Source organism: Thioclava sp. DLFJ4-1 (genome assembly GCF_002020145.1).
Taxonomy (GTDB): Bacteria; Pseudomonadota; Alphaproteobacteria; order Rhodobacterales; family Rhodobacteraceae; genus Thioclava; species Thioclava sediminum.
Window position 1 is genome coordinate 490,355 of sequence record NZ_MPZT01000003.1, and the last position, 24,769, is coordinate 515,123.

Genomic DNA, 24,769 nt, shown 5'->3' on the forward strand with positions numbered 1-24,769 from the left:
GGTGACGGGGCGAAAGGAAACGGGGCGCAGGCCCCCTATCGCCGGAGGGCTGTGATCGGCAAGGAAAAAGGGGCTCTGCCCCCGCTCCTGCGGAGCGTCCCCGGGATATTTTTCCCAAGAGGAAGAGAGGCGGCTCAGCCCAAGGGCAAAGCGCGCTCGGCCAGTCGGGCGAGGTAGGAGGCCCCCACGGGCGCGGCCTCGTCGTTGAAATCGAAGCGCGGATGGTGGAGCCCCGCGCCCTCCCCGGTGCCCATGAAGAGATAGGCGCCGGGCCGGGCCGCCAGCATATAGGCGAAATCCTCAGCCCCCATTTCGCGCGGAGCGTCGGTCACGACACGCTCGGGCCCTGCGATCTCGCCTGCGACTTCGGCGGCGAAACCGGTCTCGTCGGGGTCGTTCACTGTGGGCGGATAGCCACGCTCGTATTCGATCTCGACGCTGACGCCATGGGCCGCGGCGAGGCCTTCGCAAATCTCGCGCAGCCGTTTTTCCGCCAGATCACGGACCTCCGGCTCGAAGCAACGAATCGTCGCGGTGAGGAAGCCGCTTTCGGGAATGATGTTGAGCGCGGTACCCGCATGGATCTGCGTGACCGAGACGACGAGCGCATCGCCCGCGCCCACGTTGCGCGACACCACCGTCTGCAGCGAGGTAACCATGGCCGAGAGCGCCGGGATCGGATCGATGCAGCCCTGCGGGGTCGCCGCATGGCCGCCGCGCCCGGTCACCGTCACGCGCGCCTCGTCGACCGAGGCGAGATAGGGTCCGGGCGTCGTGTAGAAATGCCCGAACGGCAGCCCCGGCGCGTTGTGGATCGCGAAGACGCGCGAGATGCCGAAGCGTTCCATCACGCCCGCATCGACCATCACCTCGGCCCCGCCACCGTCTTCCTCGGCGGGCTGGAAGATCAGCGCCACGGTGCCTGCGAATTTCCGGGTCTCGGCCAAATAGGCCGCAGCCCCCAGAAGCATCGCCGTATGCCCGTCATGGCCGCAGGCATGCATCTTGCCGGGCGTCTCGGAGGCGTACTCCGCATGGGTTTCTTCCGTGATCGGAAGCGCGTCCATATCGGCGCGCAGGCCGATTGTGGCCCCCTCGCCCTGCCCTTTGATCAGCGCCACGATCCCGGTCTGCGCGATCCCTTCATGGATCTCATCCACCCCGATTTCACGCAGCCTTGCTGCGACAAACTCCGAGGTCTGGTGCAGATCGAAGCGCAGCTCGGGATGGCGATGCAGCCAGTGCCGCCATTCGGTCATTTGCGGGCCGAGATCGGCGATACGGTTGAGAACGGGCATAGTGGACTTCCCCTTGCGGGCTGGTTAGGCCAGAGGCATTCGCATGGCAGGAGGCAAGCTGCAATGGCCAAACCCGACGACGCACTCATCTTCGACGATACGGGCGATGCGGCCCATCAGTTCACTCGGCTGACCGCGATCATGGAATGCCTGCGTGATCCGGAGAGCGGTTGCCCGTGGGATCTGGAGCAGGATTTCGCCTCCATCGCGCCCTACACGATCGAGGAAGCCCATGAGGTGGCCGATGCGATCGCGCGCGAGGCTTGGTCGGAATTGCCGGGCGAGCTGGGCGATCTGGCCCTGCAGGTGGTCTATCACGCGCAGATGGCCTCCGAAGACGGGCGGTTCGATATCTCCGACGTGCTGCGTGCGATCAACGCGAAGATGGTGGCGCGCCATCCGCATGTCTTCGGCGACGAGAGCCGCGAGAAATCAGCCGCGCAGCAGACCGCCGATTGGGAAGCGATCAAGGCGGCCGAGCGCAGGGCTGCGGGTAAATTCGAGCGTGTCGGCGTGCTCGATGGCGTGGCTCTGGGCCTGCCCGCGCTGACCCGTGCGATCAAGCTGCAGAACCGTGCGGCGCGGGTGGGGTTCGACTGGCCCTCGACCGATGAGGTGCTCGACAAGATCGTCGAGGAAGCGCGTGAATTGGAAGAGGCGCGCGACGAATTGGGCCCCGAAGAGCTGGCCGAGGAATATGGCGATCTGCTGTTTGTGATGGTCAATCTCGGGCGGCATCTGGGGCTGGACCCGGAAGCGTCCTTGCGCGCGGCCAATCTGAAATTCACCAATCGGTTCAATCATATCGAGCGCGAACTTGAGGCGCGCGGCAAGGCGCCGAAGGACAGCGATCTGGCCGAGATGGATGCGCTGTGGAACGAGGCGAAGGCGCGCAAGATCAAGTGACGGAGGGGGCTCTGCCCCCGTGCGCGGCTGCGCGCAAAACTCAGAGGTTGAGGGGGCGCTGCCCCCGCGCTAGCGCGCCCCCCGGGATATTTTCGCCAAGAGGAAGTTCAGAGAAACGCTTTGCGGAGCATGTTGAGTGCGACGAGCATCAGGAAGCCCGCGAAGACGCGCTTGAGCTTCTTGGGGTCGAGCTTGTGGGCCAATGCCGCGCCCAGGGGGGCGGTGATCGTCGTCATCGCAATGACGATCAGAAAGGCGGGAATGTTGACCGCACCGATCGAGTAAGGTGGCGCGTCGGCCACCGGCGTCAGCAGGAAGCCGATCGCGGAGGGCAGCGCGATGGTCACGCCGAAGCCTGCCGAGGTCGCGACCGCACGGTGGATCGGGATACCGTGGAGCGTCTGCATCGGCGTTCCGATCGAGCCGCCGCCGATCCCCAGAAGCACGGAGAGGAACCCCATCAGCGGGCCGAACCAGGCGCGGAAGATGCCGCCCGGCAGCCCGTCCGAAATCCGCCAGCTCGACTTGCCGAACATCATATAGCAGGCGATCACCAGCACCATTACCGCGAAGATGATCTGCATGGTCGAAGAGCGCAGTTGATGGACGACCAGCACCCCGATGATCGCGCCGATGGCGATGGGGGCGATCCATTGCTTGAGGATGTCCCAGTCCACCGCGCCCTTGCGGTTATGGGCCATGACCGAGCGGATCGAAGTGACGATGATCGTGGCCAGCGAGGTTGCGACGCAGACCTGCATCAGATCATTCGATCCGTAGCCCAAGCCGCTGAAAAGATAGAAGAAGGCGGGCACGAGGACGATTCCGCCGCCGACCCCCAGAAGCCCCGCCAGAACGCCTGCGAACGCCCCCACTGCCATCAGGATCAGGACGAGCGGCGCGAGCGTGGCGAAATCGGGCATGTCGGGAAGTCTCCTTGGGTTCCGCTCAGTTAACCCGTTCACGTACGGCTGACAACGCACTCTCGAAAAGTTCAACCCCGGCGCCGTCGCGGGTGGCGCCTTCCGACAGGATCTGCCGGAAGCGGCGCGCGCCGGGCTTGCCGTGGAACAAGCCGAGCATGTGGCGGGTGATCTGGTGCAGCCTGCCGCCACGCTCGAGATGGCGCGCGATATAGGGGATCATCGCTTCAGCCACGTCGAAGGGATCGCGCGCCTCGCCCTGCCCCCAGATGCGCTGATCGGCGGCGCCCAGCACTTCCATCGGCTGATGATAAGCTGCGCGGCCCACCATCACCCCGTCGAGCCCTTGCGCGAGTTCCGCCTCGGCTGCGGCGAGATCTTTGATACCGCCATTGATCGACAGATGGAGCTGCGGATAGGCCGCCTTCATCGCGTGGACGAGCGGGTAATCGAGCGGCGGGATTTCGCGGTTGTCCTTGGGCGAGAGGCCTTGCAGCCAAGCCTTGCGAGCATGGATCGTGATGCGGGTCACGCCGGCGGCGGCGACCTTCTCGATGAACTCGGGCAGTACCTCCTGCGGGTCCTGATCGTCCACGCCGATGCGGCATTTCACCGTGACTTCAATCGGTTGCGCGGCGATCATCGCGGCACAGCACTCGGCCACCAGATCGGGCGACTTCATCAAAACCGCGCCGAACGCCCCGGATTGCACGCGATCGGACGGGCAGCCGCAGTTGAGGTTGATCTCGTCATAACTGAGATCCGCGCCGACCTTCGCCGCCTCGGCCAGTTCTTTCGCGTCCGAGCCGCCGAGCTGCAGCGCCACCGGATGTTCGGCGGCGTCAAACCCCAGCAGCCGATCGCGATCACCGTGAATCACCGCGGGTGCAGTCACCATCTCGGTGTAGAGCAGCGCGTTGCGGCTGATCTGACGGTGGAAATAGCGGCAATGGCGGTCGGTCCAGTCCATCATCGGCGCGACCGAGAGCTTCGCTGCGCGGATCAGGGCGTCATCTGTCGTCATCGCATCTCTCATCGGGTCTGTCTCGGGGCCGTCTCGATAGCGTCTGTGCCGCCCCCAAGGCGTTGAAATTCCGGAAACTGGGGGAAATGGCGCACCCAGAAGGATTCGAACCTTCGGCCTCTGCCTTCGGAGGGCAGCGCTCTATCCAGCTGAGCTATGGGTGCCTGAAGCGGCGTATAAAGAAGGAGCGCGCGGCTCGCAACTGGGAAATCGGCTTACCGCGCGGCGAGCGCGTCGTCGAGCACGCCTGCCAGCACATCGCGCGGCACATCCGAGGTCACGAAAGCCTCGCCGATGCCGTGCGCGAGAATGAAACGCAGCTTGCCGTCGAGCACCTTCTTGTCCTGCGCCATCAGGTCGATCAGCGCGTCGCGGCCCGGCAGATCGCCCTCGATATCGGCCAGATCGGTCTTCATTCCCATGTCGCGCAGATGCGCGCGCACGCGGCTCGGGGCTTCTTGCGAACACAGGCCAAGGCGCTGGCTCAGTTCGAACGCCATCGCGCAGCCGATCGCCACGCCCTCGCCATGCAGGAGCCGGTCGGAATAGCCCGTTGCGGCCTCCAGCGCGTGGCAGAAGGTGTGACCGAGATTGAGGAGAGCACGGTCGCCCTCCTCCGTCTCGTCGCGGGCCACGATCTCGGCTTTCATCTCGACCGAGCGTTTCACCGCATGCAGGCGCTTTTCCATATCGCCCGCCGCCATCGCAGGCGCGTTCGCCTCGAGCCAGTCGAAGAACGCCGCATCGCCCAGAAGCCCGTATTTCACCACCTCGCCATAGCCCGCGAGGAAGTCGCGCGGCTCGAGCGTTCCCAGCACGTCGAGATCGGCCAGCACCAGCGAGGGCTGATGGAAGGCGCCGATCAGGTTCTTGCCCTGCGGCGCGTTGATCCCGGTCTTGCCGCCCACGGAGCTGTCGACCTGCGCGAGAAGCGAGGTCGGGATCTGCACGAAGCGCACGCCCCGGCGCAAAACGGCGGCGGCAAACCCCACCAGATCGCCGATCACGCCGCCGCCCAAGGCGATGACGATATCCTTGCGCTCGACCTTCTGCTCCAGCAGCCATTCGACAGTGCGGGTGAACTGCGGCCAGCTTTTCGTGCCCTCGCCCGGCGGCAGGGTCAGCGAGACCATCTCGATATCGCCAAGGCCGCGGCGCATGGTCGCGAGATGCAGATCGGCGACCGTCTGATCGGCGACGACAGCCACGCGCGGACGGCGCAGCAAGGGCGCGATCTCGGTGCCAGCATTTTCCAAAAGCCCGGTGCCGATGCGCACCTCGTAGGAACGCTCGCCCAGCTCGACCGGCACGATCTCACGCATCTTTCACCTCTTCGATCAATCCATCCACCTCGCGCAGATGCGAAACCACCTTGCGCGCCATGCCCTGCACCGAGAGCCCCGGCTCGGCCTCGACCACGATCTGGGCCTTTTGATAATGCGGAAGGCGCGCCGCAAGCAGATCGCTCAGCGTCTGTTTCGGGTCGGCCGTGCGCAGCAGGGGGCGCGTGTTCTTGTGGCGCACCCTGTTCCAAAGGATCTCCAAATCCGCTTTCAGCCAGACCGAGACACCGAGCCGGTTGATCAACTCGCGGTTTTTCTCGGAGAGAAACGCCCCGCCCCCGGTGGAGATCACGCCGGGCGGGCCCATCAAGAGCCGCTCCAGCACTTCCGATTCGCGGGCGCGGAAGAACGGCTCGCCATCGCGGGCGAAAATTTCGGCCACGGTCATCTGGGCCGCGCGTTCGATTTCGTGGTCGCTGTCGAGGAATGCCGAATCGAGCATCTTGGACAGGGCGGTGCCGACCGCCGTCTTGCCCGAGCCCATCATGCCGACGAGCACGACGGAGCGCGTCAGATGCCCTTCGATCCCGGTTTCGCCTTCCACCTAGCGCCCCCTGCCTCGCGTCGCCTGCGGTATTCCTGCCCTGTCAATCCCGGCGGGACGGACAAGGCTTGCCATCGGCGGAGCCTTGCACAATCGTGACGCAGGACCCCTTGAATGGCGTGAACTTCCCTGAAATGCCATATATGATCAACGCGAAACCGCAACCAAGAACGGCCCGCCCGCCGAGAGACACGTTATGGGACGGGCCGCGACAGACGGCAGAAAAGAGAGATTATGGGGCGCATCTTCAAGCTTATCGTCATCCTTCTGGTGCTTGGCGCGATCGGCGTGATCGGCTTTGCTTACTTGGGCGACATGAGCCCCGACAGTCAGGAACAGCGGATCGAAGTCACGCTGCCCGATGGTTCGGGCATGGCGGGCACGAGTAATTCCGATGCAGATACCGAGACGAGCACGGACAGCGAGACTGCGAGTGGCAACTGATCGCCGCGCGGCGACTCTTGGTCTGATCTGGCTGAGCGGTTTCGCGCTTGGCGGTCTGGTGGCGGGACCCGCCGCCGCGCAATCGAATGCCGCGGCGGACGCCTCCGCTACGGCCAGCAGCCCTATGTCGGCGATCGACTGGCTGTCGCATTCCCTGAAGTCGGCACCGCGCGATGGCCCGGCGGGCTCGACTGCCCCGGTCACCGGGGCGGGCGGAATCGAAGATATCGCGGTACTCTCGCTCGACGCGCCCTCCGCCGATACGTTGGGGCTGTTGACGCCGGATCGCACCGGGTTGCCGCGCGATCTTTGGGGCAAGACCCCCGAGCCGGAACTGGCGCAGGCGCTGCGGGCAATGCCGCTCGATCAGTTGCCCGCGCTGCGGGGGCTGAGCCTGACATTGCTGCTGGCCGAGCTGAACCCGCCGCAGATCGAGACGCCGTCGCAGCGCAACCAGCTATTCCTTGCCCGGATCGACCGGCTTCTGGATATGGGCGCGCTGGAACAGGCCAATGCTCTGCTCGGACAGGCGGGCACGGCGAGCCCCGAGATTTTCCGCCGTAGCTTCGACGTGGCGCTGCTGCTTGGGCAGGAAAACCGCGCCTGCAAAATCATCGAACGCACGCCCGGGATTGCGCCGTCTTATGCGGCGCGGGTGTTCTGCCTTGCGCGCAACGGGCAGTGGGACACGGCAGAGTTGACCTATGGCACGGGCGCCGCGCTGGGGCAGATCCCTGCGGAGGATCGCTCTCTGCTGGAGCAATTCCTCGACCCGGCCCTGGCCGAAGAGGCCGGGGATGCACCGCCCCCCGATCACGTCACGCCGCTCGCGTTCAAGATGATGGAGGCGATCGGGCAACCGCTGCCCACCGCAACGCTGCCTCTGGCCTTCGCGCAGGCCGATCTGACCGAGAATAACGGCTGGAAATCGCAATTGGAGGCCGCCGAGCGTCTGGCCCGCGCGGGTGTCCTCGATCCGAACCGGCTGCTGGGACTTTATACCGAGCGTAAAGCGGCGGCGTCCGGGGCGCTCTGGGATCGCGTGTCAGCCGTGAGCGCGCTCGATGAGGCGCTCGAGGCGAGCGATACCGACAAGGTCGCGACCGCCCTGCCCGACGCTTATGACGTGATGGCCTCGGAAGATCTCGCGCCGGTTCTGGGCGCGCTGTTTGGCGACCAGCTCGCGGGGATGGACCTGCCGGGCCGCGCGGGCCGCCTCGCCTACGAGCTGAGCCTCCTGACCCCGAATTACGAGGAAAACGCCCGGAAAGGGACGCAGAGTTCAGCGCAGGCCGCGCTGCTCAAGGGGCTGGCAGCAGGAGATACCAGCGCAACCCCTGCAAGCGGCGCGCGCGATCAGGCGCTGAAGGCGGTCTTCGATGCGCCGCCGGGTGCCGCGCCCGAGCGCTACAAGGGATTGCTTCCCGATCAGCTTGGCCTCGCACTGATCGAGGCGATCGGGGATGTTGGCGAAGGCGCGAAAGGCGATTATCCGCGCCTGCAGGACGGGCTGAGCCTGCTACGTCTGGCCGGGCTGGAAACCGTCGCGCGGCGCGCCGCGATCGAACTGATCGTGCTGGGAGATCGCGGATGACCGGACCCGGTTCAGACGCGCCGCCCGATCCGCAATGGCTGCCGAGTTTTCTCGACGCGCAATCCGCCGAAGCCGGTGCCGCGCGCAACACGATCCTGAGTTATGGTCGCGATCTCAATGACTTCGCGGGGTTTCTTCAGGCAAAAGGGCTGAGCTATGCGACGCTCACCCGCGCCGATATCGAGACCTACTTGATCCGCTGCGAGGCGGAGGGGCTGGCGAAATCGACCCGCGCGCGCAGGCTCTCGGCGATCCGGCAGCTTTACCGCTTCGCCTATGAGGAAGGCTGGCGCGCCGACAACCCGGCGATCCGCATAGCGGGCCCCGGGCGCGCGCAACGCCTGCCGAAAACCCTGAGCCTCGAGGAGGTCGAAGCGCTGCTGGAGGCCGCCCGCGATCAGGGGCGCTCGCAGAAGGACCAGATCCGCAATCGCTGCCTGATGGAGCTTCTCTATGCCGCGGGGATGCGGGTTTCCGAACTGGTCTCGCTGCCGGTGTCCTCCGCCCGCGGCGATCCGCGGATGCTGCTGGTGCGCGGCAAGGGTGACAAAGAGCGGATGGTGCCGCTGTCGCCGCCGGCGCGCGAGGCGCTGGCCGACTGGCTGACCGCGCGCGACGCGGCTGAGGAACAGGCCCGCATCGAACATCGCGCGCCGCCCTCGCGTTTCCTCTTTCCCTCGGGCGGCAAGGAAGGCCACCTGACGCGTCAGGGCTTTCACAAGCTCTTGAAAGACATCGCGGTGAAGGCCGGGGTCAGCCCCGCCAAGGTCACGCCCCACGTCTTGCGCCACGCCTTCGCCACGCATCTTCTGCAAGGCGGCGCGGATCTGCGTGCGATCCAGATGTTGCTGGGGCATGCGGACCTGTCGACCACGGAAATCTACACCCATGTCCTCGACGAACGGCTCAAGGAGCTGGTGCTGACGCATCACCCGCTGGCGAAACCGCGCGGCAAAAGTGACGGCACCGCTTGAATGCGCCCTGCCCGCGCCCCATAACCTGACACCATGGAAAACACTCTCGATTTTGCTTTCTGGCTCACCGCCGGTTCGATCATTCTGCTGCTGGCGCTCTCGGCCTTCTTCTCGGGCTCCGAAACGGCGCTGACGGCGGCCAGCCGTGCGAAGCTGCGCGCGCAGGCCGATAAGGGCGAAAGCGGCGCGAAGACCGCGCTGGAGGTCACCGAGGATAGCGAACGCCTGATCGGCGCGATCCTTCTGGGCAATAACGTCGTCAACATCCTGTCCGCCTCGCTGGCGACGGCTTTGATGACGCGGGTCTTCGGGCAATCGGGGGTGGCGCTGGCGACGCTGGTGATGACGGTGCTGGTGCTGGTCTTCTCGGAAGTGCTGCCCAAGACCTATGCGATCACCCTGCCCGAGAAAGTCGCCTCGAAGGTCGCGGGGCCGATCCGCGTGGTCACGCTCGTCCTCGCCCCGATCGTCGCCATCGTGCGGATGATCGTGCGCGGCATCCTCTATGCCTTCGGGATGCGGACCGACAAGGACACCCATATGTTCTCGATCCACGAGGAGATCGCAGGCGCGCTGGCGCTGGGGCAATCCGAGGGCACGGTCGACAAGGAAGACCGTGACCGGTTGCTGGGCGCGCTCGATCTGGGCAATCGCACGGTCGAAGAGATCATGCTCCACCGGAGCCAGATCGAGATGATCGATATCGAGGAAGATCCCGACACGATCCTGACGGCGGTGCTGTCCTCGCCGCACACTCGCCTGCCGCTCTATCGCGGCGAGCGCGAGAACGTGGTGGGCGTCATCCACTCGAAAGACCTGCTGCGCGCGGTCGAGAAGGTCGTGCGTGGGGGCGACGGGACGTTGGAAAGCGTCGCCGATCTCGACATCGCCAAGGTGATGATGAAGCCCTATTTCGTCCCCGAGACGACGCCGCTCGACGAGCAGATGCAGGAGTTCCTGAAGCGTCGCACCCATTTCGCGCTGGTGGTGGATGAATATGGCGACCTGCGGGGTCTGCTGACACTGGAGGACATCCTCGAAGAGATCGTCGGCGAGATCACCGACGAGTTCGACCCCAAGGCCGAGAAGCGTCTGAAGCCCACCGAGAGTGGCGATTACATCGTCGACGGCGCGATGACGATCCGCGACCTGAACCGTGAGACCGACTGGACGCTGCCCGACGAAGAGGCCAATACCGTGGCCGGTCTGGTGATCCACGAGGCGCAGACGATCCCGACCGAGGGGCAGGTCTTCTCCTTCCACGGCTTCCGCTTCGAGGTCGCAGGCCGCAAGGACAACCGGATCACGCGGCTGAAGATCCGGCCGCTGATCCCGGGCGGCTATCCGGAGAGTTAAACGGCGATGTCGGAGGGGGCGCTGCCCCCGCGGCTGCGCCGCCCCCCGGGATATTTTTGCCAAGAGGAAGGGATCAGTCGTGCGATAAATTACCGTCGCGCAAGCTGCCCTCTTGCCAAGCGCGAAAACGCGTCCTAATGCCAACGGCATGACAGACCATCAGCGCCTCCTCATCATCGACTTCGGCTCTCAAGTCACGCAGCTGATTGCGCGGCGGCTTCGCGAGCTGAATGTTTACTGCGAAATCCATCCCTATCAGAACGTCACCGACGCCTTCCTGAAAGAGTTCGCCCCGAAAGCGATCATCTTCTCGGGCGGACCGGATTCGGTTACGCGCGAGGGCTCTCCACGGCCGCCGAAATCGGCCTATGAACTGGGCGTACCGATCCTCGGCATCTGCTACGGCCAGCAGGTGATGATGCAGGATCTGGGCGGTCTGGTGGAGGCCAAGCACGGCTCCGCCGAATTCGGGCGCGCCTATGTGACGCCGACCGAGACGCGGATCGATCTGCTCAATGGCTGGTTCATGGATGGCGCGGGCCGCGAGCAGGTCTGGATGAGCCATGGCGACCATGTCAGCCGCATCGCGCCGGGCTTCGAGGTCTATGGCACCTCGCCGGGCGCGCCGTATGCGATCACCGCCGATCTGAGCCGTCGCTTCTACGCGGTGCAGTTCCACCCGGAGGTGCATCACACGCCCAACGGCAAGACGCTCTACGAGAACTTCGTGCGCGACGCGGGCTTCACCGGCGACTGGACGATGGACGCCTATCGCGACGAGGCGATCCGCCAGATCCGCGAGCAGGTGGGCGACAGCCATGTGATCTGCGGTCTGTCCGGCGGCGTCGACAGCTCGGTCACCGCGATCCTGCTGCACGAGGCGATCGGCGATCAGCTGACCTGTGTCTTCGTGGATCATGGCCTGCTGCGGATGAACGAGGCTGAGGAAGTGGTCACGATGTTCCGCGACCATTACAACATCAAGCTGATCCATGCCGATGAGAGCGAGCTGTTCCTCGGCGAGCTGGAAGGCGTCACCGACCCTGAGGTCAAGCGCAAGACGATCGGGCGCCTCTTCATCGACGTGTTCCAGAAATATGCGGGTGAGATCGAGGATGCGAGCTTCCTCGCGCAGGGCACGCTTTATCCCGATGTCATTGAATCGGTGAGCTTCTCGGGCGGTCCCTCGGTTACCATCAAGTCGCACCACAATGTGGGCGGTCTCCCCGAGAAGATGGGCCTCAAGCTGGTCGAGCCGCTGCGCGAGCTGTTCAAGGACGAGGTCCGTGCGCTCGGTCACGAGCTGGGTCTGCCGGCGTCGTTCATTGGCCGCCACCCCTTCCCCGGCCCCGGCCTCGCGATCCGCTGCCCCGGCGAGATCACCCGCGACAAGCTGGAGATCCTTCGCAAGGCCGACGCGGTCTATATCGACCAGATCCGCAAGCACGGGCTTTATGACGAGATCTGGCAGGCCTTCGTCGCGATCCTGCCGGTGCGCACAGTTGGCGTGATGGGCGACGGGCGGACCTATGATTACGCCTGCGCCTTGCGCGCGGTGACCTCGGTCGACGGCATGACGGCGGATTACTACCCGTTCAGCCACGAGTTCCTCGGCGAGACCGCGACGCGGATCATCAACGAGGTGAAGGGCATCAACCGGGTGACCTACGACATCACCTCGAAGCCCCCCGGCACGATCGAATGGGAATGAGTTTCAGGCCCGCGTCCGAAAGGCGCGGGCCTTTTCTTTTGGGGAGACAAAGATGGCCGTCAAACTGACCGGGCGCCTGATCTGCGCCGATGCCGCCGAGGTGGGAATTGTCCGCGTTCACCTGCCCGAGCATATCGCGCTGACCCATGCCGAGCCGGGATGCGAGATGTTCGAAGTCAGGCAAGGAGCCGATCCGCTGGTCTTCACCGTCACGGAACGCTTCACCGACCGGGCCGCGTTCGAGGCGCATCAGGCGCGGACGAAAGCCTCGGAATGGGGCCGCGCGACCCAGGGGATCGCGCGGGACTATCAAATCGAGGAAGACTGAGCGGTTACAGGAAGGCGTCGGGAACTTCGGCCTTCTTGCGCGCGACGTAGGCCGCCAGCGCCTCGGCGACGCTCGGGTCCATGGCGGGCTGCTGATACTCGCTGAGCATCTTCTCCACCCGCTTCGTCGCCAGCGCCATCGTGTCGGGCGCGCCCTGCTCTTCCCAGGTCTCGAAGGGACGGTAATCGAGCAGTTTCGTGCGCCAGAACGCATCCTTGAAGTTCGCCTGCGTATGGGCGCAGCCGAGATAGTGACCGCCGGGGCCGACCTCGCGGATCGCATCCATCGCCTGACCGTTCTCCGAGATGTCGACACCCTTGGCGAGGCTGTGCAGGATGCCCAGCTGGTCGGCATCCATCACGAATTTCTCGTAGGACGAGACCAGACCGCCCTCCAGCCAGCCGCAACCATGCAGCATGAAGTTCACACCCGCATAGAGCCCGTTATTGAGCGTATTCGCGGTCTCGTAAGCGGCCTGCGCATCGGGAAGCTTGGACCCGGTGAACCCGCCCGCCGAGCGATACGGCAGGTTCAGACGCCGCGCGAGTTGCCCCGCGCCGAGCGTGATCAGCGAGGCTTCCGGCGTGCCGAAGGTGGGCGCGCCCGAGTTCATGTCGATCGAAGTAACGAAGGCCCCGAAGATCACCGGCGCACCGGGACGGATCAGCTGGGAATAGGCGACGCCCGCAAGCACCTCGGCCAGCACCTGCGTCAGCGTGCCCGCGACCGAGACTGGCGCCATCGCGCCACCCACGATGAAGGGCGAGATGATGCAGGCCTGATTGGCCTTCGCATAAACCTCGAGTGCACCCATCATGGTGGAGTCGAAGGTCAGCGGCGAGTTGATGTTGATGAGCGAGGTCATCACGGTGTTCTGGTCGACGAACTCGTCACCGAAGAGGATCTTCGACATCTCGACGCTGTCGGCGGCGCGCGAGGGCTCGGTGACCGAGCCCATATAGGGCTTGTCGCTAAGCGTCATGTGGGCGTGGAGCATGTCGAAATGACGCTTGTTCACCGCCACATCGGTCGGCTCGCAGACGGTGCCGCCGGAATGGTGGACCCATTTCGACATGTAGCCGAGTTTCACGAAGTTCCGGAAATCCTCGATCGTCGCGTAGCGGCGACCGCCCTGGCTGTCGCGCACGAAGGGCGGGCCATAGACCGGGGCGATGACGAGGTTGCGCCCGCCGATCTCGACATTGCGTTCGGGGTTGCGGGCGTGCTGGGTGAATTGCGACGGCGCGGTCGCGCAGAGCTTGCGGGCAAGGCCGCGCGGGATGCGCACGCGTTCGCCTTCGATCGAGGCCCCGGCCTCGCGCCAGCGTTCCAGCGCTTCGGGGTTCTCGACGAAATTGACGCCGATCTCTTCGAGCACGGTTTCCGCGTTATGCTCGATGATCTCGAGGGCTTCCTCGTTCAGGATTTCCATGTCGGGAATGTTGCGCGTGATGAAGCGCGAGAACTCCACCTTCGCGGCCGTGCGTTCGGCACGACGGGCTGCCCCGCCACCACCGCGCGCGCGACGCCCCACACGTTCACCCAGTTCCGAATCGGCCATGATTGCCTCCGCCCGTTTATCTCGCCTCAAACTAGCGGGCAGAGGGATACGCGATGGCCTGTTTGCGTCCGTCAGCGGTAGAGAAGCGACTGACCGTCCGCGAAGATATGCACCTTGGACGGATCGGCGCCGAGAGAAATCTCGGTATAGCGACGGTCGTGATGGATGCCGGGCAGTTTCGCGATGATCGGGTCGTGACCGCCTTCGGCCTCGAAATACAGAAGCGTCACTTCGCCCAGAGCTTCGACGATATCGACGCGACCGGTGTAGATCGCCGCGTCCTCGGAGGGCACGAAATCCTCCGGGCGCACCCCGATTTTCACGCGCCGCGACAGGTCCTCGGGACGCGTCGGGATGGTGGAACGTGCGATGCCGCCGCCATCGAGTTTCACCGTGGTCACCTCGCCCGTCTCGGTGATCTCGCCCGACAGCAGGTTCATCGCGGGAGAGCCGATGAACTGCGCGACGAATTCGTTGCGCGGCTGCTCATAGAGTTCGAGAGGCGTGCCGACCTGCGCGATCCCCTTGTTCGCCAGCACCACGATCCGGGTCGCGAGCGTCATCGCTTCGACCTGATCGTGGGTGACGTAGATCATCGTGCGATCGGGCATCGCCTCTTTCAGCTGGGCGATCTCGATCCGGGTGGCGACGCGCAGCGCCGCATCGAGGTTCGAGAGCGGTTCGTCGAAGAGATAGACCTTCGGGTCGCGCACGATGGCGCGCCCGATGGCGACCCGCTGCCGCTGACCGCCCGAGAGCGCCTTCGGCAGACGGTCGAGATAGTCGGTCAGTTGCAGCATATCCGCCGCCTTATTGACGGCGGCATCGATCTCGTCCTTGCTCATCTTCGCGATTTTCAGGGCGAAGGCCATGTTGTCGCGCACTGTCATATGCGGATAGAGCGCGTAGGACTGGAAGACCATCGCGATGCCTCGGTTCGAGGGCGGCACATCGTTCATCCGCACCCCGTCGATCTCGAGCGTGCCGCCCGTGATTTTCTCGAGCCCCGCGATCATCCGCAAAAGCGTCGATTTCCCGCAGCCCGAGGGCCCCACGAAGACGATCAGCTCACCCGCTTTGATGTCAAGGTTGATGTTCTCGAGAACCGACACCTCGCCATAGCTTTTCGCGACGTTTTCCAGTTTGAGTTCGGCCATAGTCTCCCCCTCAGGCCTCGTGTTCGTCGAGGCGCAGAATGCTCGGCTGCCATGGGCCGAGATGCAAAGTGTGATCAGGCATCGGTCGGATCGAGCCCAGCTCGCCCCCGACCGTCACCCAGTTGCCCGGCGGAACGGTGGCGTTCACCGGATGATCGGACAGGTTGAAATAGCACAGGATCGTCTCCTCCTCGTTCCTGCGCGTGAAGACCAGCAGATCGCCGGAGCAATACATATCCTCCATCGCGCCGGTCCGAAGCACGTCGTGATTGCGACGGAAGCCGATCGCGCGGCGGTAATGGTGCAGCAGCGAGGCCGGATCGTGCTCGGCCACATCGGTCGCGATGTTCTGGTGCGTGGTGGGCACCGGCAGCCACGGGCGCGCCTGCGAGAAGCCCGCATACGCAGCATCGCGTTCCCAGACCATCGGCGTGCGGCAGCCATCGCGGCCCTTGAATTCGGGCCAGAATTCCTTGCCGTAAGGGTCCTGCAGGTCTTCGTAGGACAGCTCCGCCTCGGGCAGACCCAGTTCCTCGCCCTGATAGAGGCAGAGCGAGCCGCGCAGGCACATCATCAGCGAAGTATAGAGGCGCGCCGAGGCCGGCGTCAGCTGCCAGCGCGAGATATGGCGCTCCACATCGTGGTTCGAATAGGCCCAGCAAACCCAGCCATCCTTCGCGACCGCATCGACCTTGTCGAAGACGGACTTAAAGTAGCTCGCCTTGAGCGGTTCATGCCCGGAGAGCAGCTCGAACGCGTAGGACATCTGCATCTTGTCCGCGCCGGAGGTGTATTCGCCGAGGATCTCCAGCCCGCGCTGGCTATCGCCCACTTCGCCCACGGCCGCGGCGTTGTAGTTGTTCATCAGCGTCCGGAGCTTGCGCAGAAAGCGCAGGTTCTCGGGGTTATTCTTGTCGTAGATGTGGCGCTGGTGATTGTAAGGGTTCACCTTGGGCGCGGTCTGGTCGTTACGCTCTTCCGGCGGCAGCGCGGGATTATCGCGCAGTTCGTCGTCATGCATGTAGAAGTTGATCGTGTCGAGGCGGAAGCCATCGACACCGCGCTCCAGCCAGAACTGCGCGACGTTGAGCAATTCCTGCGTCACTTCCGGGTTGTGGAAGTTCAGATCGGGCTGCTCCACGAGGAAGTTGTGCATGTAATATTGTTCGCGCCGGCTGTCCCAGTGCCAGCCCGGGCCGCCGAAGATCGACAGCCAGTTATTGGGCGGCGTGCCGTCGGGCTTGGGATCGGCCCAGACATACCAGTCGGCCTTGGGGTTGTCCCGGCTCGACCGGCTTTCCTGGAACCAGGGGTGCTGATCGGACGTGTGGCTCAGCACCAGATCGATCATCACCTTCAGACCGAGCGCATGGGCCGTCGCGATCACCTGATCGAAATCGGCGAGGCTGCCGAACATCGGATCGACATCGGTGTAATCGCTGACGTCATAGCCGAAATCCTTCATCGGCGAGGTGAAGAAGGGAGAGATCCAGACCGCATCCGCCCCGAGGCTCGCGACATGCGGCAGCCGCCTCACGATCCCCAGAAGGTCGCCGATGCCATCGCCATTGCTGTCCTGAAAGCTGCGCGGATAGATCTGGTAGATCACGGCCCCGCGCCACCAGTCTTCTTTCTTAGTAAGGGTTTTCATCAACCACCTTTAACCGAACCCGCCAGCAGACCGCGGACGAGATATTTCTGCATAGCGAAGAACACCAGAAGCGGCACGGCGATGGAGATGAAGGCGGCGGACGCCAGAATGCCCCAGTCGCCGCCGCGCGACCCCAGAAGGTCGTCGGCGATCTTCACAGTCATCACCTTCGAGGCGTCGTTCGCCGGAAGGAAGACCTTCGCGACAAGTAGGTCATTCCAGACCCAGAGGAATTGGAAGATTGCAAAAGAAGCAAGCGCCGGGAATGACAAAGGCAGCACGATTTTCATGAAGATCTGGAAATCGGTCGCCCCGTCGACCTTCGCGCTCTCGATGATATCGCGCGGAAGACCGACCATGTAGTTGCGCAACAGGTAGATCGCGAGCGGCAAGCCGAACCCGGTATGGGCCAGCCATATCCCGAGGAAGCTCTGCCCGATGCCGATCTCCTGATGGAGCCGCAGGAGCGGCACCAGCGCGAGCTGCAGCGGCACGACCAGAAGGCCCACAACCGCCGCGATCAACAGGCCCCGGCCCGGAAACTCCATCCAGGCCAGCGCATAGGCCGCGAAGGCCGCCACGAGGATCGGGATGATCGTCGCCGGGATCGTCACCGTCAGCGTGTTCATGAAGGCCTGCCCCATGCCGTCGGAGAACAGCACGTTGCGGTAATTGGCCAGCGTGAAGGCGGGCGGCATCTCGGCCACGAAATAGACCCGCGGGCCCGAACCGTCGAAGCTCGTCTTCGACGTCGCCTTGTAGGTGCCGTCCTCGGCGACGCTCAGCGTGCCGCCATCGCCGGTATCGACCGTCTCGCCCGCCTTGTAGGCGCCCGGCTTGATGCCCGAGGTGCCGAAGGCGGTGATCGTCGTGCCGGATTTCAGGTCATTCGCGTTCTGCCCGTTATTGAGCAGATCGCCCTCGAGCACGTAGAGCCCGTCGACCTGTTTCTCGCCGTCGGCCGGGATGCGGTCGCGGAAAGCTTTCTCCACCGAGAAGGCCGCGTCCCACCAGCCCGACTGGCTGATCTGGTCGGTCGTGCGGAAGGAACTGACCAGAAGCCCCACCGTCGGCACCAGCCACAGCACTACCATGAAGACGACCGAGAGTTGCACCGCCCAAGTCAGGCGCGATTTCTGTCCTGCGATAGCGGCCATCAGCGCGTCTCCCTACGGGCTTGAATGATGTTCCAGATCATCACCGGCAGCACGATGATCATGATGACGAAGGCCACCGCCGTCGCGCGCCCGTCATCGCGGAACATGTATTGCATCATGTAGCTGGGCAGGATCTGCGTGCCGAAATTCCCGCCGGTCGTTGCGTAGACGATGTCGAAGACCTTCAGCACGAGGATCGTGATCGTGGTCCAGACCACGACGATCGTCGGCATGATCTGCGGCACCTTGATCTTGAAGAACAGCTGGAACGGGTTCGCGCCGTCGAGAACAGCGGCCTCGATCGTCTCCTCGGGGATACCGCGCAGGGCGGCCGAGAGGATCACCATCGCGAAGCCGGTCTGGATCCAGATCAGGATCACCATCAGGAAGAAGTTGTTCCAGAACGGCACCTGAAGCGGGTCGAGCGGCTGCATGTGGAAGGCCACGCGGATCGCGTTGATCATCCCGATATCGGGGTTCACCGCATAGACGAATTTCCAGATCAGCGAGGCGCCCACGAAGGAGATCGCCATCGGCATGAAGATCAGCGATTTCGCGATGTTACCCCATTTGATGCGATCGGTGAGTTGCGCTGCCAGCAGACCGAGGAAGGTCGCGAGCGCGGGCACCACCAGCACCCAGAGGAAGTTGTTGAACACGGCCTGACGGAAGCTCGGGTCCATCGCGAGCCGCTCGTAATTGCCAAGGCCCACGAAAGTGCCGCCGTCGCGATTGAACAGCGAGCGCCAGAACGAGCCCACCACCGGATAGGCCAGATACAGACCGAGCGCGAAGATCGCCGGGAACAGGAACAGCCAGGGGCGGACCATGTTCGCGCGGTTGATGTTGCGCCCCGGGTCTTTGCCGCTCGGCGGGAAGATGACTTTGTCGAGGACGATATTCGCGGCGTAGAAATAGGCGACACAGCCGCCCACCCCAAGCGCGATCGTAATCAGACCCTGCAAGATCGGTGACATCTGGCCCCTCCCCGAACCGGCGTGAAAAGATGCGAACGCCCCCGGAGAACGGCTCCGGGGGCGCAGGCGTTACTTACTTCTGGATGCTGTCCCAGCGCTTCTGGACCGCGTCTGCGGCCTCTTGCGCGGTCTCGTCACCGGTGGTGTAGGCGACCATCGCTTTCCAGAACGCATCGGTGCCGATCTCGCCCGGCATCTGATCCGACCCGTCGAAGCGGAAGGTCGTCGCGTCCAGCAGGATCGAGTTCATGTGCCGCTGCACGTCATTGGCGAAGGCCGCCGGATTGACGTTCTTGTTCGGCGTCAGGAAGCCCGATTGCGCCATCCAGATTTCCGAGGCGATCGGCGTCTCGAGGAACTTCACGAAGGCTTCGGCGGCCTTGGAGTCCTTGGTGATGCCGAACATCGTGCCTGCACCGAGGACCGGCTTGCCGAGATCCTTGCTGGCATAGGACGGGAAATAGAAGAAGTTCACGTCCTGACCAACCTTGGTTCCGTCGGGGAAGAAGGTCGGAATGAAGCTCGCCTGTTTGTGCATGTAGCATTTCGGCGGGAAGTCGAAGAGACCTTTCGGGCTGTCGCGGAAGTCGGTGGTGGCCACCGCCTGCTCGCCGCCTTCGGCGAAGCCGGGGGTCTTGGCGAACCAGCCGTAATCCTCGATCGCCTGAACGACCTTGGGATCGTTGAACTTCAGCTTGTTGGTGACCCAGTCGTCATAGGTCTCGGGCGACTGCGTGCGCAGCATGAAGTCCTCGACCCAGTCGGTCGCGGGCCAGCCGGTGGCAGCCCCGGACCCCAGACCGATGCACCACGGCGTACCGCCGTCGGCCTTGATCTGCTCGGTCAGCGCCTTGAGGTCCTCCATCGTCTCGGGAACCTTGTAGCCCGCTTCCTTGAAGTTCTCCGGCACATACCAGACGAGCGATTTCACATCCGCCTTGAAGGGGAACGTGTAGGTGTGCATCTCGCCGTCCTTGCCCTTGTAGGTGGACAGGTCCTCCCAGGACTTCCCGGCGGCGTAGTTGTTCTTGATCCAGTCACCCGTGCCATCGGGCATCGCCGTCAGGTAGCCCTGCTTGGCCATGTCGGAGGCGAGGCCCGGCTGCGGGAAGACCGCGATGTTCGGCGGCGTGCCAGCCTTGGCGGCGATCACGATATCCTGCTCGAAGCTTTCCGAACCGGAGTAGTTCACCTTGGCGCCGGTCGCGGCCTCGAAATAGGCCAGAACGCTCTCGAAAAGCGCCTTGTCGTTGCCCGTCCACGGGCCGGTGATCGTGAGCGTTTCGCCGCTCAGATCGGTGTCGTTCTTAAATTGGTCATAGCTCGCCCAGTCAAACTTGTCGGCATCGCTGCCCGGCGCGAACTTGAGATCCTGCGCGTGAGCAAGCCCCGCCGACAGCGCGAGCGCCGCGATCCCAAGCATCAGATGTTTGGTCATGAAATCCTCCCAGTGTGTCGCGCTTTTTGGCCCATGGCGACTCGCCAACCCAAAGCGCTTTGGACAGCTCCGACCGTTTCAGAGCCTCGCAAAGAAGTCAATTGTGCCTGCTCACGCCAAAATCAATTCCGCTTTATATCCTCATGACTTACGCAGAAAGTTACGCCGCAGCGCAGCATGTGCCGCGCCGCACCCGCATCATTGACGCCGATAGACGCGCACCCTAGTCTCTCAATAATCCAAAGCGGTTTGGCTCATGAATCTCAAGACATTGGCACTCGAATTGGGGCTGTCGCCCACCACTGTGAGTCGCGCGCTCAACGGCTACCCGGAAGTCTCCGAGGCGACGCGGCGTCGGGTGCGCGAAGCGGCAGAGGCCGCCAATTATCGTCCCAACACGCAGGCCAAACGATTGGCGACGGGGCGTGCGATGGCCATCGGCCACATCATCCCGATCTCGGACCGCCACGAGATCGTGAATCCGGTTTTCGCGGATTTCATCGCGGGCGCCGGTGAAGTCTATGCGCGTGCGGGCTACGATATGGTCATGACCATCGTGCCCGACGATTCCGAGGCCCGCGCCTATGCCGAGCTGCGCTCGAAAGGGAATGTGGACGGCGTGCTGATTCACGCGCCCAAGGTCGAGGATCACCGGATCGCAATGCTCGACGCGCTTGGGATGCCCTATGTGCTGCACGGGCGGGTGAGCGGAACGAACGCCCCCTTCAGCTGGGTCGATGTGAACAATAAGCGCGCTTTCGAGCGTGCCACGAATTTCCTGCTCGATCTGGGGCATCGCCGGATCGCGCTGATCAACGGCATCGGAGAAATGGATTTCGCCCGCAGACGTCGGCGCGGCTATGAGGCGGCACTCAAGGCGCGTGATATGGCCATCGACCCTGCCTTGATCGTCGAGGGCGAGATGACCGAGGCACAGGGCCATGATGCGGCGCGCGAGATGCTGCAATGGCCCGACCCGCCGACGGCCTTCCTGACCGCCTCGCTGCTCTCCGCGATGGGTGCGCGGCGCGGCATCGAAGAGGCAGGGCTGGTGATGGGGCGCGATGTCTCGATCGTGACCCATGACGACGAGCTGGGTTACTTGAAAAACGGCACGGCGGAAGAGCCGATCTTCACCGCGACGCGCTCTTCGGTGCGCGAAGCGGGACGGCGCTGCGCGGCGCTTCTGATCGAACAGATCGAGAGCGGCGACCGCAGCCCGCGCCATGAATTGATGGAGGCGGTTCTGGTCGTCGGCCAGTCCACCGGTCCGGTCCCCACCTGATGAGGCGCGCTGCGCCCGAGTTGAAACCAATTTTATATACAGGATGAAGATGCTCCCGAAACGCGCTGATTTTCCTGCCGATTTCCAGTTCGGCGTTGCCACCTCCTCCTATCAGATCGAGGGTCATTCCTTTGGCGGTGCGGGCCCGACCCATTGGGACACTTTCGCCGCCACGCCGGGCAATGTCGTGCGCGCCGAGAACGGTGCGGTCGCCTGCGACCACTATCACCGCTGGGAGGAAGACCTCGACCTGATCGCCAATGCAGGGTTCGACATCTACCGCTTCTCGACCTCCTGGGCGCGGGTGATGCCGGAGGGGCGCGGCCCGGTGAACCGCGAGGGTCTGGATTTCTACGACCGGCTGGTCGACGGAATGCTGGAGCGTGGCCTCAAACCGGCGCTCACCCTCTATCACTGGGAATTGCCTGCCGCGCTCGCCGACAAGGGCGGCTGGCGCAATCGCGACATCGCCTCGTGGTTCGCGGATTTCACACAGGTGATCGCGGATCGGCTCGGCGACCGTATCTGGTCCGCGGCCCCCATCAACGAGCCGTGGTGCGTCGGCTGGCTGAGCCATTTCCTCGGCCATCACGCGCCGGGCCTGCGCGACATCCGCGCCACGGCCCACGCGATGCATCACGTGCTGCTCGCCCACGGCAAGTCGATCCGGGTGATGCGCGCGCATGGGATGAAAAACCTCGGCGCAGTGTGCAATCTCGAATACCCGATCCCCGCCGACGAGACGCCCGAGGCCGCGGCGGCCGCCAATCTCTATGACGCGTATTACAACCGCTTCTTCGTGGACGGCATCTTCAAGGGCCGCTATCCGCAGGAGGTGATGGAGGCCTTCGCGCCGCACATGCCGCACAATTGGGAAGACGATTTCGCGCTGATCGGCGAGAAACTCGACTGGCTAGGCCTAAATTACTACACCTGCAAACGCATCGCGCCCACCGAAGGCCCGTGGCCCGCGCATCACGAGGTCGACGGCCCGCTGCCCAAGACCGCGATGGGCTGGGAGATTTATCCCGAGGGGCTCTATCAGTTCCTGACACGGCTCAAGCGCGACTATACCGGCGATCTGCCGCTCTACGTCACCGAGAACGGCATGGCCGCGCCCGATGTGGTCGAAGACGGCAAGGTCGAGGACCCGCATCGCATCGCCTATTACCGCGATCACCTCGCCGCAGTTCAGCGCGCGATCGCCGAGGGCGTGCCGGTGAAAGGCTATATCGGCTGGTCGCTGATGGACAATTACGAATGGGCCCTGGGCTATGAGAAGCGCTTCGGGCTCGTCCATGTGGACTTCGACAGCTTGCAGCGCACCCCGAAAGCGTCCTATCTGGCATGGAAAGACGCATTGGGGACCCGCGGATGAGCGAACAGATCACCCTGCTAGCCGATATCGGCGGCACCAATACACGCGTGGCGATGGCCCGTGACGGCAAGCTGATCCATTCCACGATCCGCCGCTTCTCGAACAAGGGGCGCGGGGCGCTCGAGGACATTCTCGAGGAGTATATCCGCGACGAGGATTGCGGCGAGATCGCGGGGGCCTGCGTGGCCGCCGCTGGTCCGGTGCGCGACGACGTGGCCGAAATGACCAATCTCGCCTGGGTGATCCGCGCCGATAACATCGCGCGGCTGACCGGGACGGATCATGTCTTCGTGCTCAACGATCTGCAGGCGCAGGGCCATGCGCTGGGAAGCCTCGCCGAAGATGCCGTGCACCCGATCCTGGCGGGCCTGCCTGCGAAAGAGGGCTCTGCGCGGCTGGTGGTCGGGATCGGCACCGGGTTCAACGCAGCGCCCGTGCATGAGGGGCCCGGCGGGCGCGTCGTGCCGCCCTCCGAGGCAGGCCACACCACCTTGCCGATCGAGACCGAAGAGGATTTCGCGCTCAAGACCTATCTCGACGCGAAGCACGATTTCGCCAGTGTCGAGCATGTCGTGTCGGGGCGCGGTCTGGAACTGCTCTACGCCTATCTCAGGGGCGAGGATGACGCGACCACCTCGGGTCAGGAAATCCTCGAAGCGATCACCCGCGGCGAAGAGACGGCCGTCGCGGCAGGCCAGCTTTTCGTGCAGATGCTGGGCCGGGTCGTGGGCGATCTGGCGCTGACCCACCTGCCCTTCGGCGGCATCTACCTGATCGGCGGGGCTGCGCGCGGCGTTGTCCCGTGGCTCGACGAGTTCGGGTTCGCCGAGGCGATGCAGGCCAAGGGGCGCTTCTCGGAATTCCTGCGCGCCTTCCCGGTCAGCGTGGTCGAGGACGACTACGCAGCGCTTCAGGGCTGCGCCTCCTATCTTTCTTCGCGCATGCTGCGATAGGCGCGTTTCCGTCAAGGCTATTTTAACGGCTTGGGCTTAGACCTCTTTCACGGATGTGTTTGAAAGAGGTTGCCGATGCGTACGCTCTGCCTTCGTGACTTTGTGGTGGCGCCATGACCGCGCTTGCCCTGCCCGACCGGATCGACCTTGCGACCGTGCGCCCCCTGCAAGCGTCGCTGCAATGCGTGGCGACGGAAGATGTCGCCCTCGATGCCTCCAGCGTGACCCATTTCGGCGCGCTGGGGCTGCAACTGCTGCTTTCTGCAGCGAAGACTGCCCGCATCGCAGGTCACCGCCTCGAGATCGCCGACAGTTCGGAGGCGTTCGACAGCGCCCTGACCCGGTTCGGCCTCTCGCATGAGGATCTCCAGCACCTGCCGGATGCGGAGGCCCCATGTCACTGAAAGTTCTCGCGGTCGATGACAGTCGCACCATTCGCGACATGCTCAAGCTCACCCTCGAACATGCCGGGATGGAGCTTTACCTCGCCGAAGACGGCGTGCACGGGCTGGAGGTGCTCGACGGGCTGGAGCCTGACGCGATCATCTCCGACATCAACATGCCGCGCCTCGACGGGTTCGGCTTCATCGAGGCCGTGCGCGGGCAGGACCGCCACCGCGCGACCCCGATCCTCGTCCTCACCACCGAATCCGCGGCCGAGCTGAAAGCCCGCGCCCGCGCCGCCGGGGCAACCGGCTGGATCGTGAAGCCCTTCGACCCGACCAAACTGGTCAAGGCGCTCAACATGGTTGCCGGATAAGGAGTGC

23 protein-coding genes and 1 tRNA gene are annotated in these 24,769 nt (G+C 64.2%); 12 read left to right on the forward strand and 12 right to left on the reverse strand.

All coding sequences use genetic code 11. The features are described from left to right. Window positions 1-134: 134 nt before the first annotated feature. On the reverse strand, window positions 135-1,298 hold the full coding sequence (locus BMI85_RS12155) for a M20 aminoacylase family protein (RefSeq protein WP_078601460.1): 1,164 nt from the start codon (window positions 1,296-1,298) through the stop codon (window positions 135-137). 63 nt (window positions 1,299-1,361) lie between these two features. Here BMI85_RS12155 and mazG point away from each other — a divergent pair, with 63 nt between their 5' ends. Next, window positions 1,362-2,204, forward strand: a complete 843-nt coding sequence (gene mazG, locus BMI85_RS12160) for a nucleoside triphosphate pyrophosphohydrolase (protein WP_078550448.1) — start codon at window positions 1,362-1,364, stop codon at window positions 2,202-2,204. Between the two features lie 107 nt (window positions 2,205-2,311). On the opposite strand, the gene BMI85_RS12165 is transcribed toward mazG, so the two are convergent. From BMI85_RS12165 to BMI85_RS12185, 5 genes are all read right to left on the reverse strand, one after another. After that, window positions 2,312-3,127, reverse strand: a complete 816-nt coding sequence (locus BMI85_RS12165; protein ID WP_078572301.1) for a sulfite exporter TauE/SafE family protein — start codon at window positions 3,125-3,127, stop codon at window positions 2,312-2,314. Window positions 3,128-3,152: 25 nt separating this feature from the next. Further along, window positions 3,153-4,151: a tRNA dihydrouridine(20/20a) synthase DusA gene (gene dusA / locus BMI85_RS12170; RefSeq protein ID WP_078601461.1), complete on the reverse strand. Its 999-nt coding sequence runs from the start codon at window positions 4,149-4,151 to the stop codon at window positions 3,153-3,155. A gap of 87 nt (window positions 4,152-4,238) precedes the next feature. Next, a tRNA-Arg gene (locus BMI85_RS12175) sits at window positions 4,239-4,315 on the reverse strand. Between the two features lie 51 nt (window positions 4,316-4,366). Further along, window positions 4,367-5,473 (reverse strand): 3-dehydroquinate synthase, encoded by a 1,107-nt coding sequence (aroB, locus tag BMI85_RS12180; RefSeq protein WP_078601462.1) that lies wholly within the window; start codon window positions 5,471-5,473, stop codon window positions 4,367-4,369. After that, complete coding sequence (locus BMI85_RS12185; protein ID WP_078601463.1) at window positions 5,466-6,038, reverse strand: shikimate kinase; 573 nt, start codon at window positions 6,036-6,038, stop codon at window positions 5,466-5,468. The genes aroB and BMI85_RS12185 overlap by 8 nt, the downstream gene beginning before the upstream one ends. A 234-nt stretch (window positions 6,039-6,272) precedes the next feature. Here BMI85_RS12185 and BMI85_RS12190 point away from each other — a divergent pair, with 234 nt between their 5' ends. The 6 genes from BMI85_RS12190 to BMI85_RS12215 all read left to right on the forward strand — a co-directional run bounded on the left by BMI85_RS12190 (window position 6,273) and on the right by BMI85_RS12215 (window position 12,445). After that, on the forward strand, window positions 6,273-6,482 hold the full coding sequence (locus BMI85_RS12190; RefSeq protein ID WP_078601464.1) for a hypothetical protein: 210 nt from the start codon (window positions 6,273-6,275) through the stop codon (window positions 6,480-6,482). Beyond that, window positions 6,472-8,076 carry a hypothetical protein gene (locus BMI85_RS12195; RefSeq protein WP_078601465.1) on the forward strand — a complete coding sequence of 535 codons (1,605 nt, stop codon included), beginning with the start codon at window positions 6,472-6,474 and terminating at the stop codon, window positions 8,074-8,076. The genes BMI85_RS12190 and BMI85_RS12195 overlap by 11 nt, the downstream gene beginning before the upstream one ends. Then, on the forward strand, window positions 8,073-9,050 hold the full coding sequence (locus BMI85_RS12200) for a site-specific tyrosine recombinase XerD (RefSeq protein WP_078601466.1): 978 nt from the start codon (window positions 8,073-8,075) through the stop codon (window positions 9,048-9,050). Before BMI85_RS12195 ends, BMI85_RS12200 begins: the two co-directional genes overlap by 4 nt. Before the next feature lie 33 nt (window positions 9,051-9,083). Next, window positions 9,084-10,406, forward strand: coding sequence for an HlyC/CorC family transporter (locus tag BMI85_RS12205; RefSeq protein ID WP_078601467.1), 1,323 nt, complete (start codon window positions 9,084-9,086; stop codon window positions 10,404-10,406). Window positions 10,407-10,554: 148 nt separating this feature from the next. Then, on the forward strand, window positions 10,555-12,117 hold the full coding sequence (guaA, locus tag BMI85_RS12210; RefSeq protein ID WP_078601468.1) for a glutamine-hydrolyzing GMP synthase: 1,563 nt from the start codon (window positions 10,555-10,557) through the stop codon (window positions 12,115-12,117). Window positions 12,118-12,169: 52 nt separating this feature from the next. Beyond that, the gene (locus BMI85_RS12215) at window positions 12,170-12,445 is read left to right on the forward strand and encodes an antibiotic biosynthesis monooxygenase (protein ID WP_078520621.1); all 276 of its coding nucleotides are present in this window, start codon (window positions 12,170-12,172) and stop codon (window positions 12,443-12,445) included. A gap of 4 nt (window positions 12,446-12,449) precedes the next feature. Here BMI85_RS12215 and BMI85_RS12220 read toward each other — a convergent pair whose 3' ends face one another. From BMI85_RS12220 to BMI85_RS12245, 6 genes are all read right to left on the reverse strand, one after another. Continuing rightward, window positions 12,450-14,006: a trimethylamine methyltransferase family protein gene (locus BMI85_RS12220; RefSeq protein WP_078601469.1), complete on the reverse strand. Its 1,557-nt coding sequence runs from the start codon at window positions 14,004-14,006 to the stop codon at window positions 12,450-12,452. Between the two features lie 71 nt (window positions 14,007-14,077). After that, window positions 14,078-15,163, reverse strand: a complete 1,086-nt coding sequence (locus BMI85_RS12225; RefSeq protein ID WP_078601470.1) for an ABC transporter ATP-binding protein — start codon at window positions 15,161-15,163, stop codon at window positions 14,078-14,080. A gap of 10 nt (window positions 15,164-15,173) precedes the next feature. Next, the gene (locus tag BMI85_RS12230) at window positions 15,174-16,814 is read right to left on the reverse strand and encodes an alpha-glucosidase (RefSeq protein WP_078601471.1); all 1,641 of its coding nucleotides are present in this window, start codon (window positions 16,812-16,814) and stop codon (window positions 15,174-15,176) included. Then, on the reverse strand, window positions 16,814-17,971 hold the full coding sequence (locus BMI85_RS12235; RefSeq protein WP_078601472.1) for a carbohydrate ABC transporter permease: 1,158 nt from the start codon (window positions 17,969-17,971) through the stop codon (window positions 16,814-16,816). Before BMI85_RS12235 ends, BMI85_RS12230 begins: the two co-directional genes overlap by 1 nt. After that, window positions 17,971-18,948, reverse strand: coding sequence for a sugar ABC transporter permease (locus tag BMI85_RS12240; RefSeq protein WP_078520616.1), 978 nt, complete (start codon window positions 18,946-18,948; stop codon window positions 17,971-17,973). Before BMI85_RS12240 ends, BMI85_RS12235 begins: the two co-directional genes overlap by 1 nt. Window positions 18,949-19,021: 73 nt before the next feature. After that, window positions 19,022-20,386: an ABC transporter substrate-binding protein gene (locus BMI85_RS12245; RefSeq protein ID WP_078601473.1), complete on the reverse strand. Its 1,365-nt coding sequence runs from the start codon at window positions 20,384-20,386 to the stop codon at window positions 19,022-19,024. Window positions 20,387-20,642: 256 nt separating this feature from the next. On the opposite strand from BMI85_RS12245, the gene BMI85_RS12250 reads away from it, so the two are divergent. The 5 genes from BMI85_RS12250 (at window position 20,643) to BMI85_RS12270 (ending at window position 24,762) form a co-directional block, all read left to right on the forward strand. Further along, complete coding sequence (locus tag BMI85_RS12250; protein ID WP_078601474.1) at window positions 20,643-21,671, forward strand: substrate-binding domain-containing protein; 1,029 nt, start codon at window positions 20,643-20,645, stop codon at window positions 21,669-21,671. Between the two features lie 49 nt (window positions 21,672-21,720). After that, the gene (locus tag BMI85_RS12255; protein ID WP_078601583.1) at window positions 21,721-23,049 is read left to right on the forward strand and encodes a GH1 family beta-glucosidase; all 1,329 of its coding nucleotides are present in this window, start codon (window positions 21,721-21,723) and stop codon (window positions 23,047-23,049) included. Beyond that, window positions 23,046-24,002: an ROK family protein gene (locus tag BMI85_RS12260; protein ID WP_078601475.1), complete on the forward strand. Its 957-nt coding sequence runs from the start codon at window positions 23,046-23,048 to the stop codon at window positions 24,000-24,002. Before BMI85_RS12255 ends, BMI85_RS12260 begins: the two co-directional genes overlap by 4 nt. A 113-nt stretch (window positions 24,003-24,115) precedes the next feature. Then, window positions 24,116-24,406: an STAS domain-containing protein gene (locus BMI85_RS12265; RefSeq protein ID WP_078601476.1), complete on the forward strand. Its 291-nt coding sequence runs from the start codon at window positions 24,116-24,118 to the stop codon at window positions 24,404-24,406. After that, on the forward strand, window positions 24,397-24,762 hold the full coding sequence (locus tag BMI85_RS12270; RefSeq protein WP_078520611.1) for a response regulator: 366 nt from the start codon (window positions 24,397-24,399) through the stop codon (window positions 24,760-24,762). The genes BMI85_RS12265 and BMI85_RS12270 overlap by 10 nt, the downstream gene beginning before the upstream one ends. Window positions 24,763-24,769: the final 7 nt, after the last annotated feature.

What these genes read in the sequence shown, in the direction of transcription:
- BMI85_RS12220 (WP_078601469.1), bottom strand. Translation starts at nt 14,006, where the DNA reads ATGGCCGATTCGGAACTGGGTGAACGTGTGGGGCGTCGCGCGCGCGGT.
- BMI85_RS12240 (WP_078520616.1), bottom strand. Translation starts at nt 18,948, where the DNA reads ATGTCACCGATCTTGCAGGGTCTGATTACGATCGCGCTTGGGGTGGGC.
- mazG (WP_078550448.1), top strand. Translation starts at nt 1,362, where the DNA reads ATGGCCAAACCCGACGACGCACTCATCTTCGACGATACGGGCGATGCG.
- BMI85_RS12270 (WP_078520611.1), top strand. Translation starts at nt 24,397, where the DNA reads ATGTCACTGAAAGTTCTCGCGGTCGATGACAGTCGCACCATTCGCGAC.
- BMI85_RS12200 (WP_078601466.1), top strand. Translation starts at nt 8,073, where the DNA reads ATGACCGGACCCGGTTCAGACGCGCCGCCCGATCCGCAATGGCTGCCG.
- BMI85_RS12265 (WP_078601476.1), top strand. Translation starts at nt 24,116, where the DNA reads ATGACCGCGCTTGCCCTGCCCGACCGGATCGACCTTGCGACCGTGCGC.
- BMI85_RS12225 (WP_078601470.1), bottom strand. Translation starts at nt 15,163, where the DNA reads ATGGCCGAACTCAAACTGGAAAACGTCGCGAAAAGCTATGGCGAGGTG.
- BMI85_RS12205 (WP_078601467.1), top strand. Translation starts at nt 9,084, where the DNA reads ATGGAAAACACTCTCGATTTTGCTTTCTGGCTCACCGCCGGTTCGATC.
- dusA (WP_078601461.1), bottom strand. Translation starts at nt 4,151, where the DNA reads ATGACGACAGATGACGCCCTGATCCGCGCAGCGAAGCTCTCGGTCGCG.
- BMI85_RS12250 (WP_078601474.1), top strand. Translation starts at nt 20,643, where the DNA reads ATGAATCTCAAGACATTGGCACTCGAATTGGGGCTGTCGCCCACCACT.
- BMI85_RS12230 (WP_078601471.1), bottom strand. Translation starts at nt 16,814, where the DNA reads ATGAAAACCCTTACTAAGAAAGAAGACTGGTGGCGCGGGGCCGTGATC.
- BMI85_RS12155 (WP_078601460.1), bottom strand. Translation starts at nt 1,298, where the DNA reads ATGCCCGTTCTCAACCGTATCGCCGATCTCGGCCCGCAAATGACCGAA.
- BMI85_RS12235 (WP_078601472.1), bottom strand. Translation starts at nt 17,971, where the DNA reads ATGGCCGCTATCGCAGGACAGAAATCGCGCCTGACTTGGGCGGTGCAA.
- BMI85_RS12255 (WP_078601583.1), top strand. Translation starts at nt 21,721, where the DNA reads ATGCTCCCGAAACGCGCTGATTTTCCTGCCGATTTCCAGTTCGGCGTT.
- guaA (WP_078601468.1), top strand. Translation starts at nt 10,555, where the DNA reads ATGACAGACCATCAGCGCCTCCTCATCATCGACTTCGGCTCTCAAGTC.
- BMI85_RS12190 (WP_078601464.1), top strand. Translation starts at nt 6,273, where the DNA reads ATGGGGCGCATCTTCAAGCTTATCGTCATCCTTCTGGTGCTTGGCGCG.
- BMI85_RS12260 (WP_078601475.1), top strand. Translation starts at nt 23,046, where the DNA reads ATGAGCGAACAGATCACCCTGCTAGCCGATATCGGCGGCACCAATACA.
- BMI85_RS12215 (WP_078520621.1), top strand. Translation starts at nt 12,170, where the DNA reads ATGGCCGTCAAACTGACCGGGCGCCTGATCTGCGCCGATGCCGCCGAG.
- aroB (WP_078601462.1), bottom strand. Translation starts at nt 5,473, where the DNA reads ATGCGTGAGATCGTGCCGGTCGAGCTGGGCGAGCGTTCCTACGAGGTG.
- BMI85_RS12165 (WP_078572301.1), bottom strand. Translation starts at nt 3,127, where the DNA reads ATGCCCGATTTCGCCACGCTCGCGCCGCTCGTCCTGATCCTGATGGCA.
- BMI85_RS12245 (WP_078601473.1), bottom strand. Translation starts at nt 20,386, where the DNA reads ATGACCAAACATCTGATGCTTGGGATCGCGGCGCTCGCGCTGTCGGCG.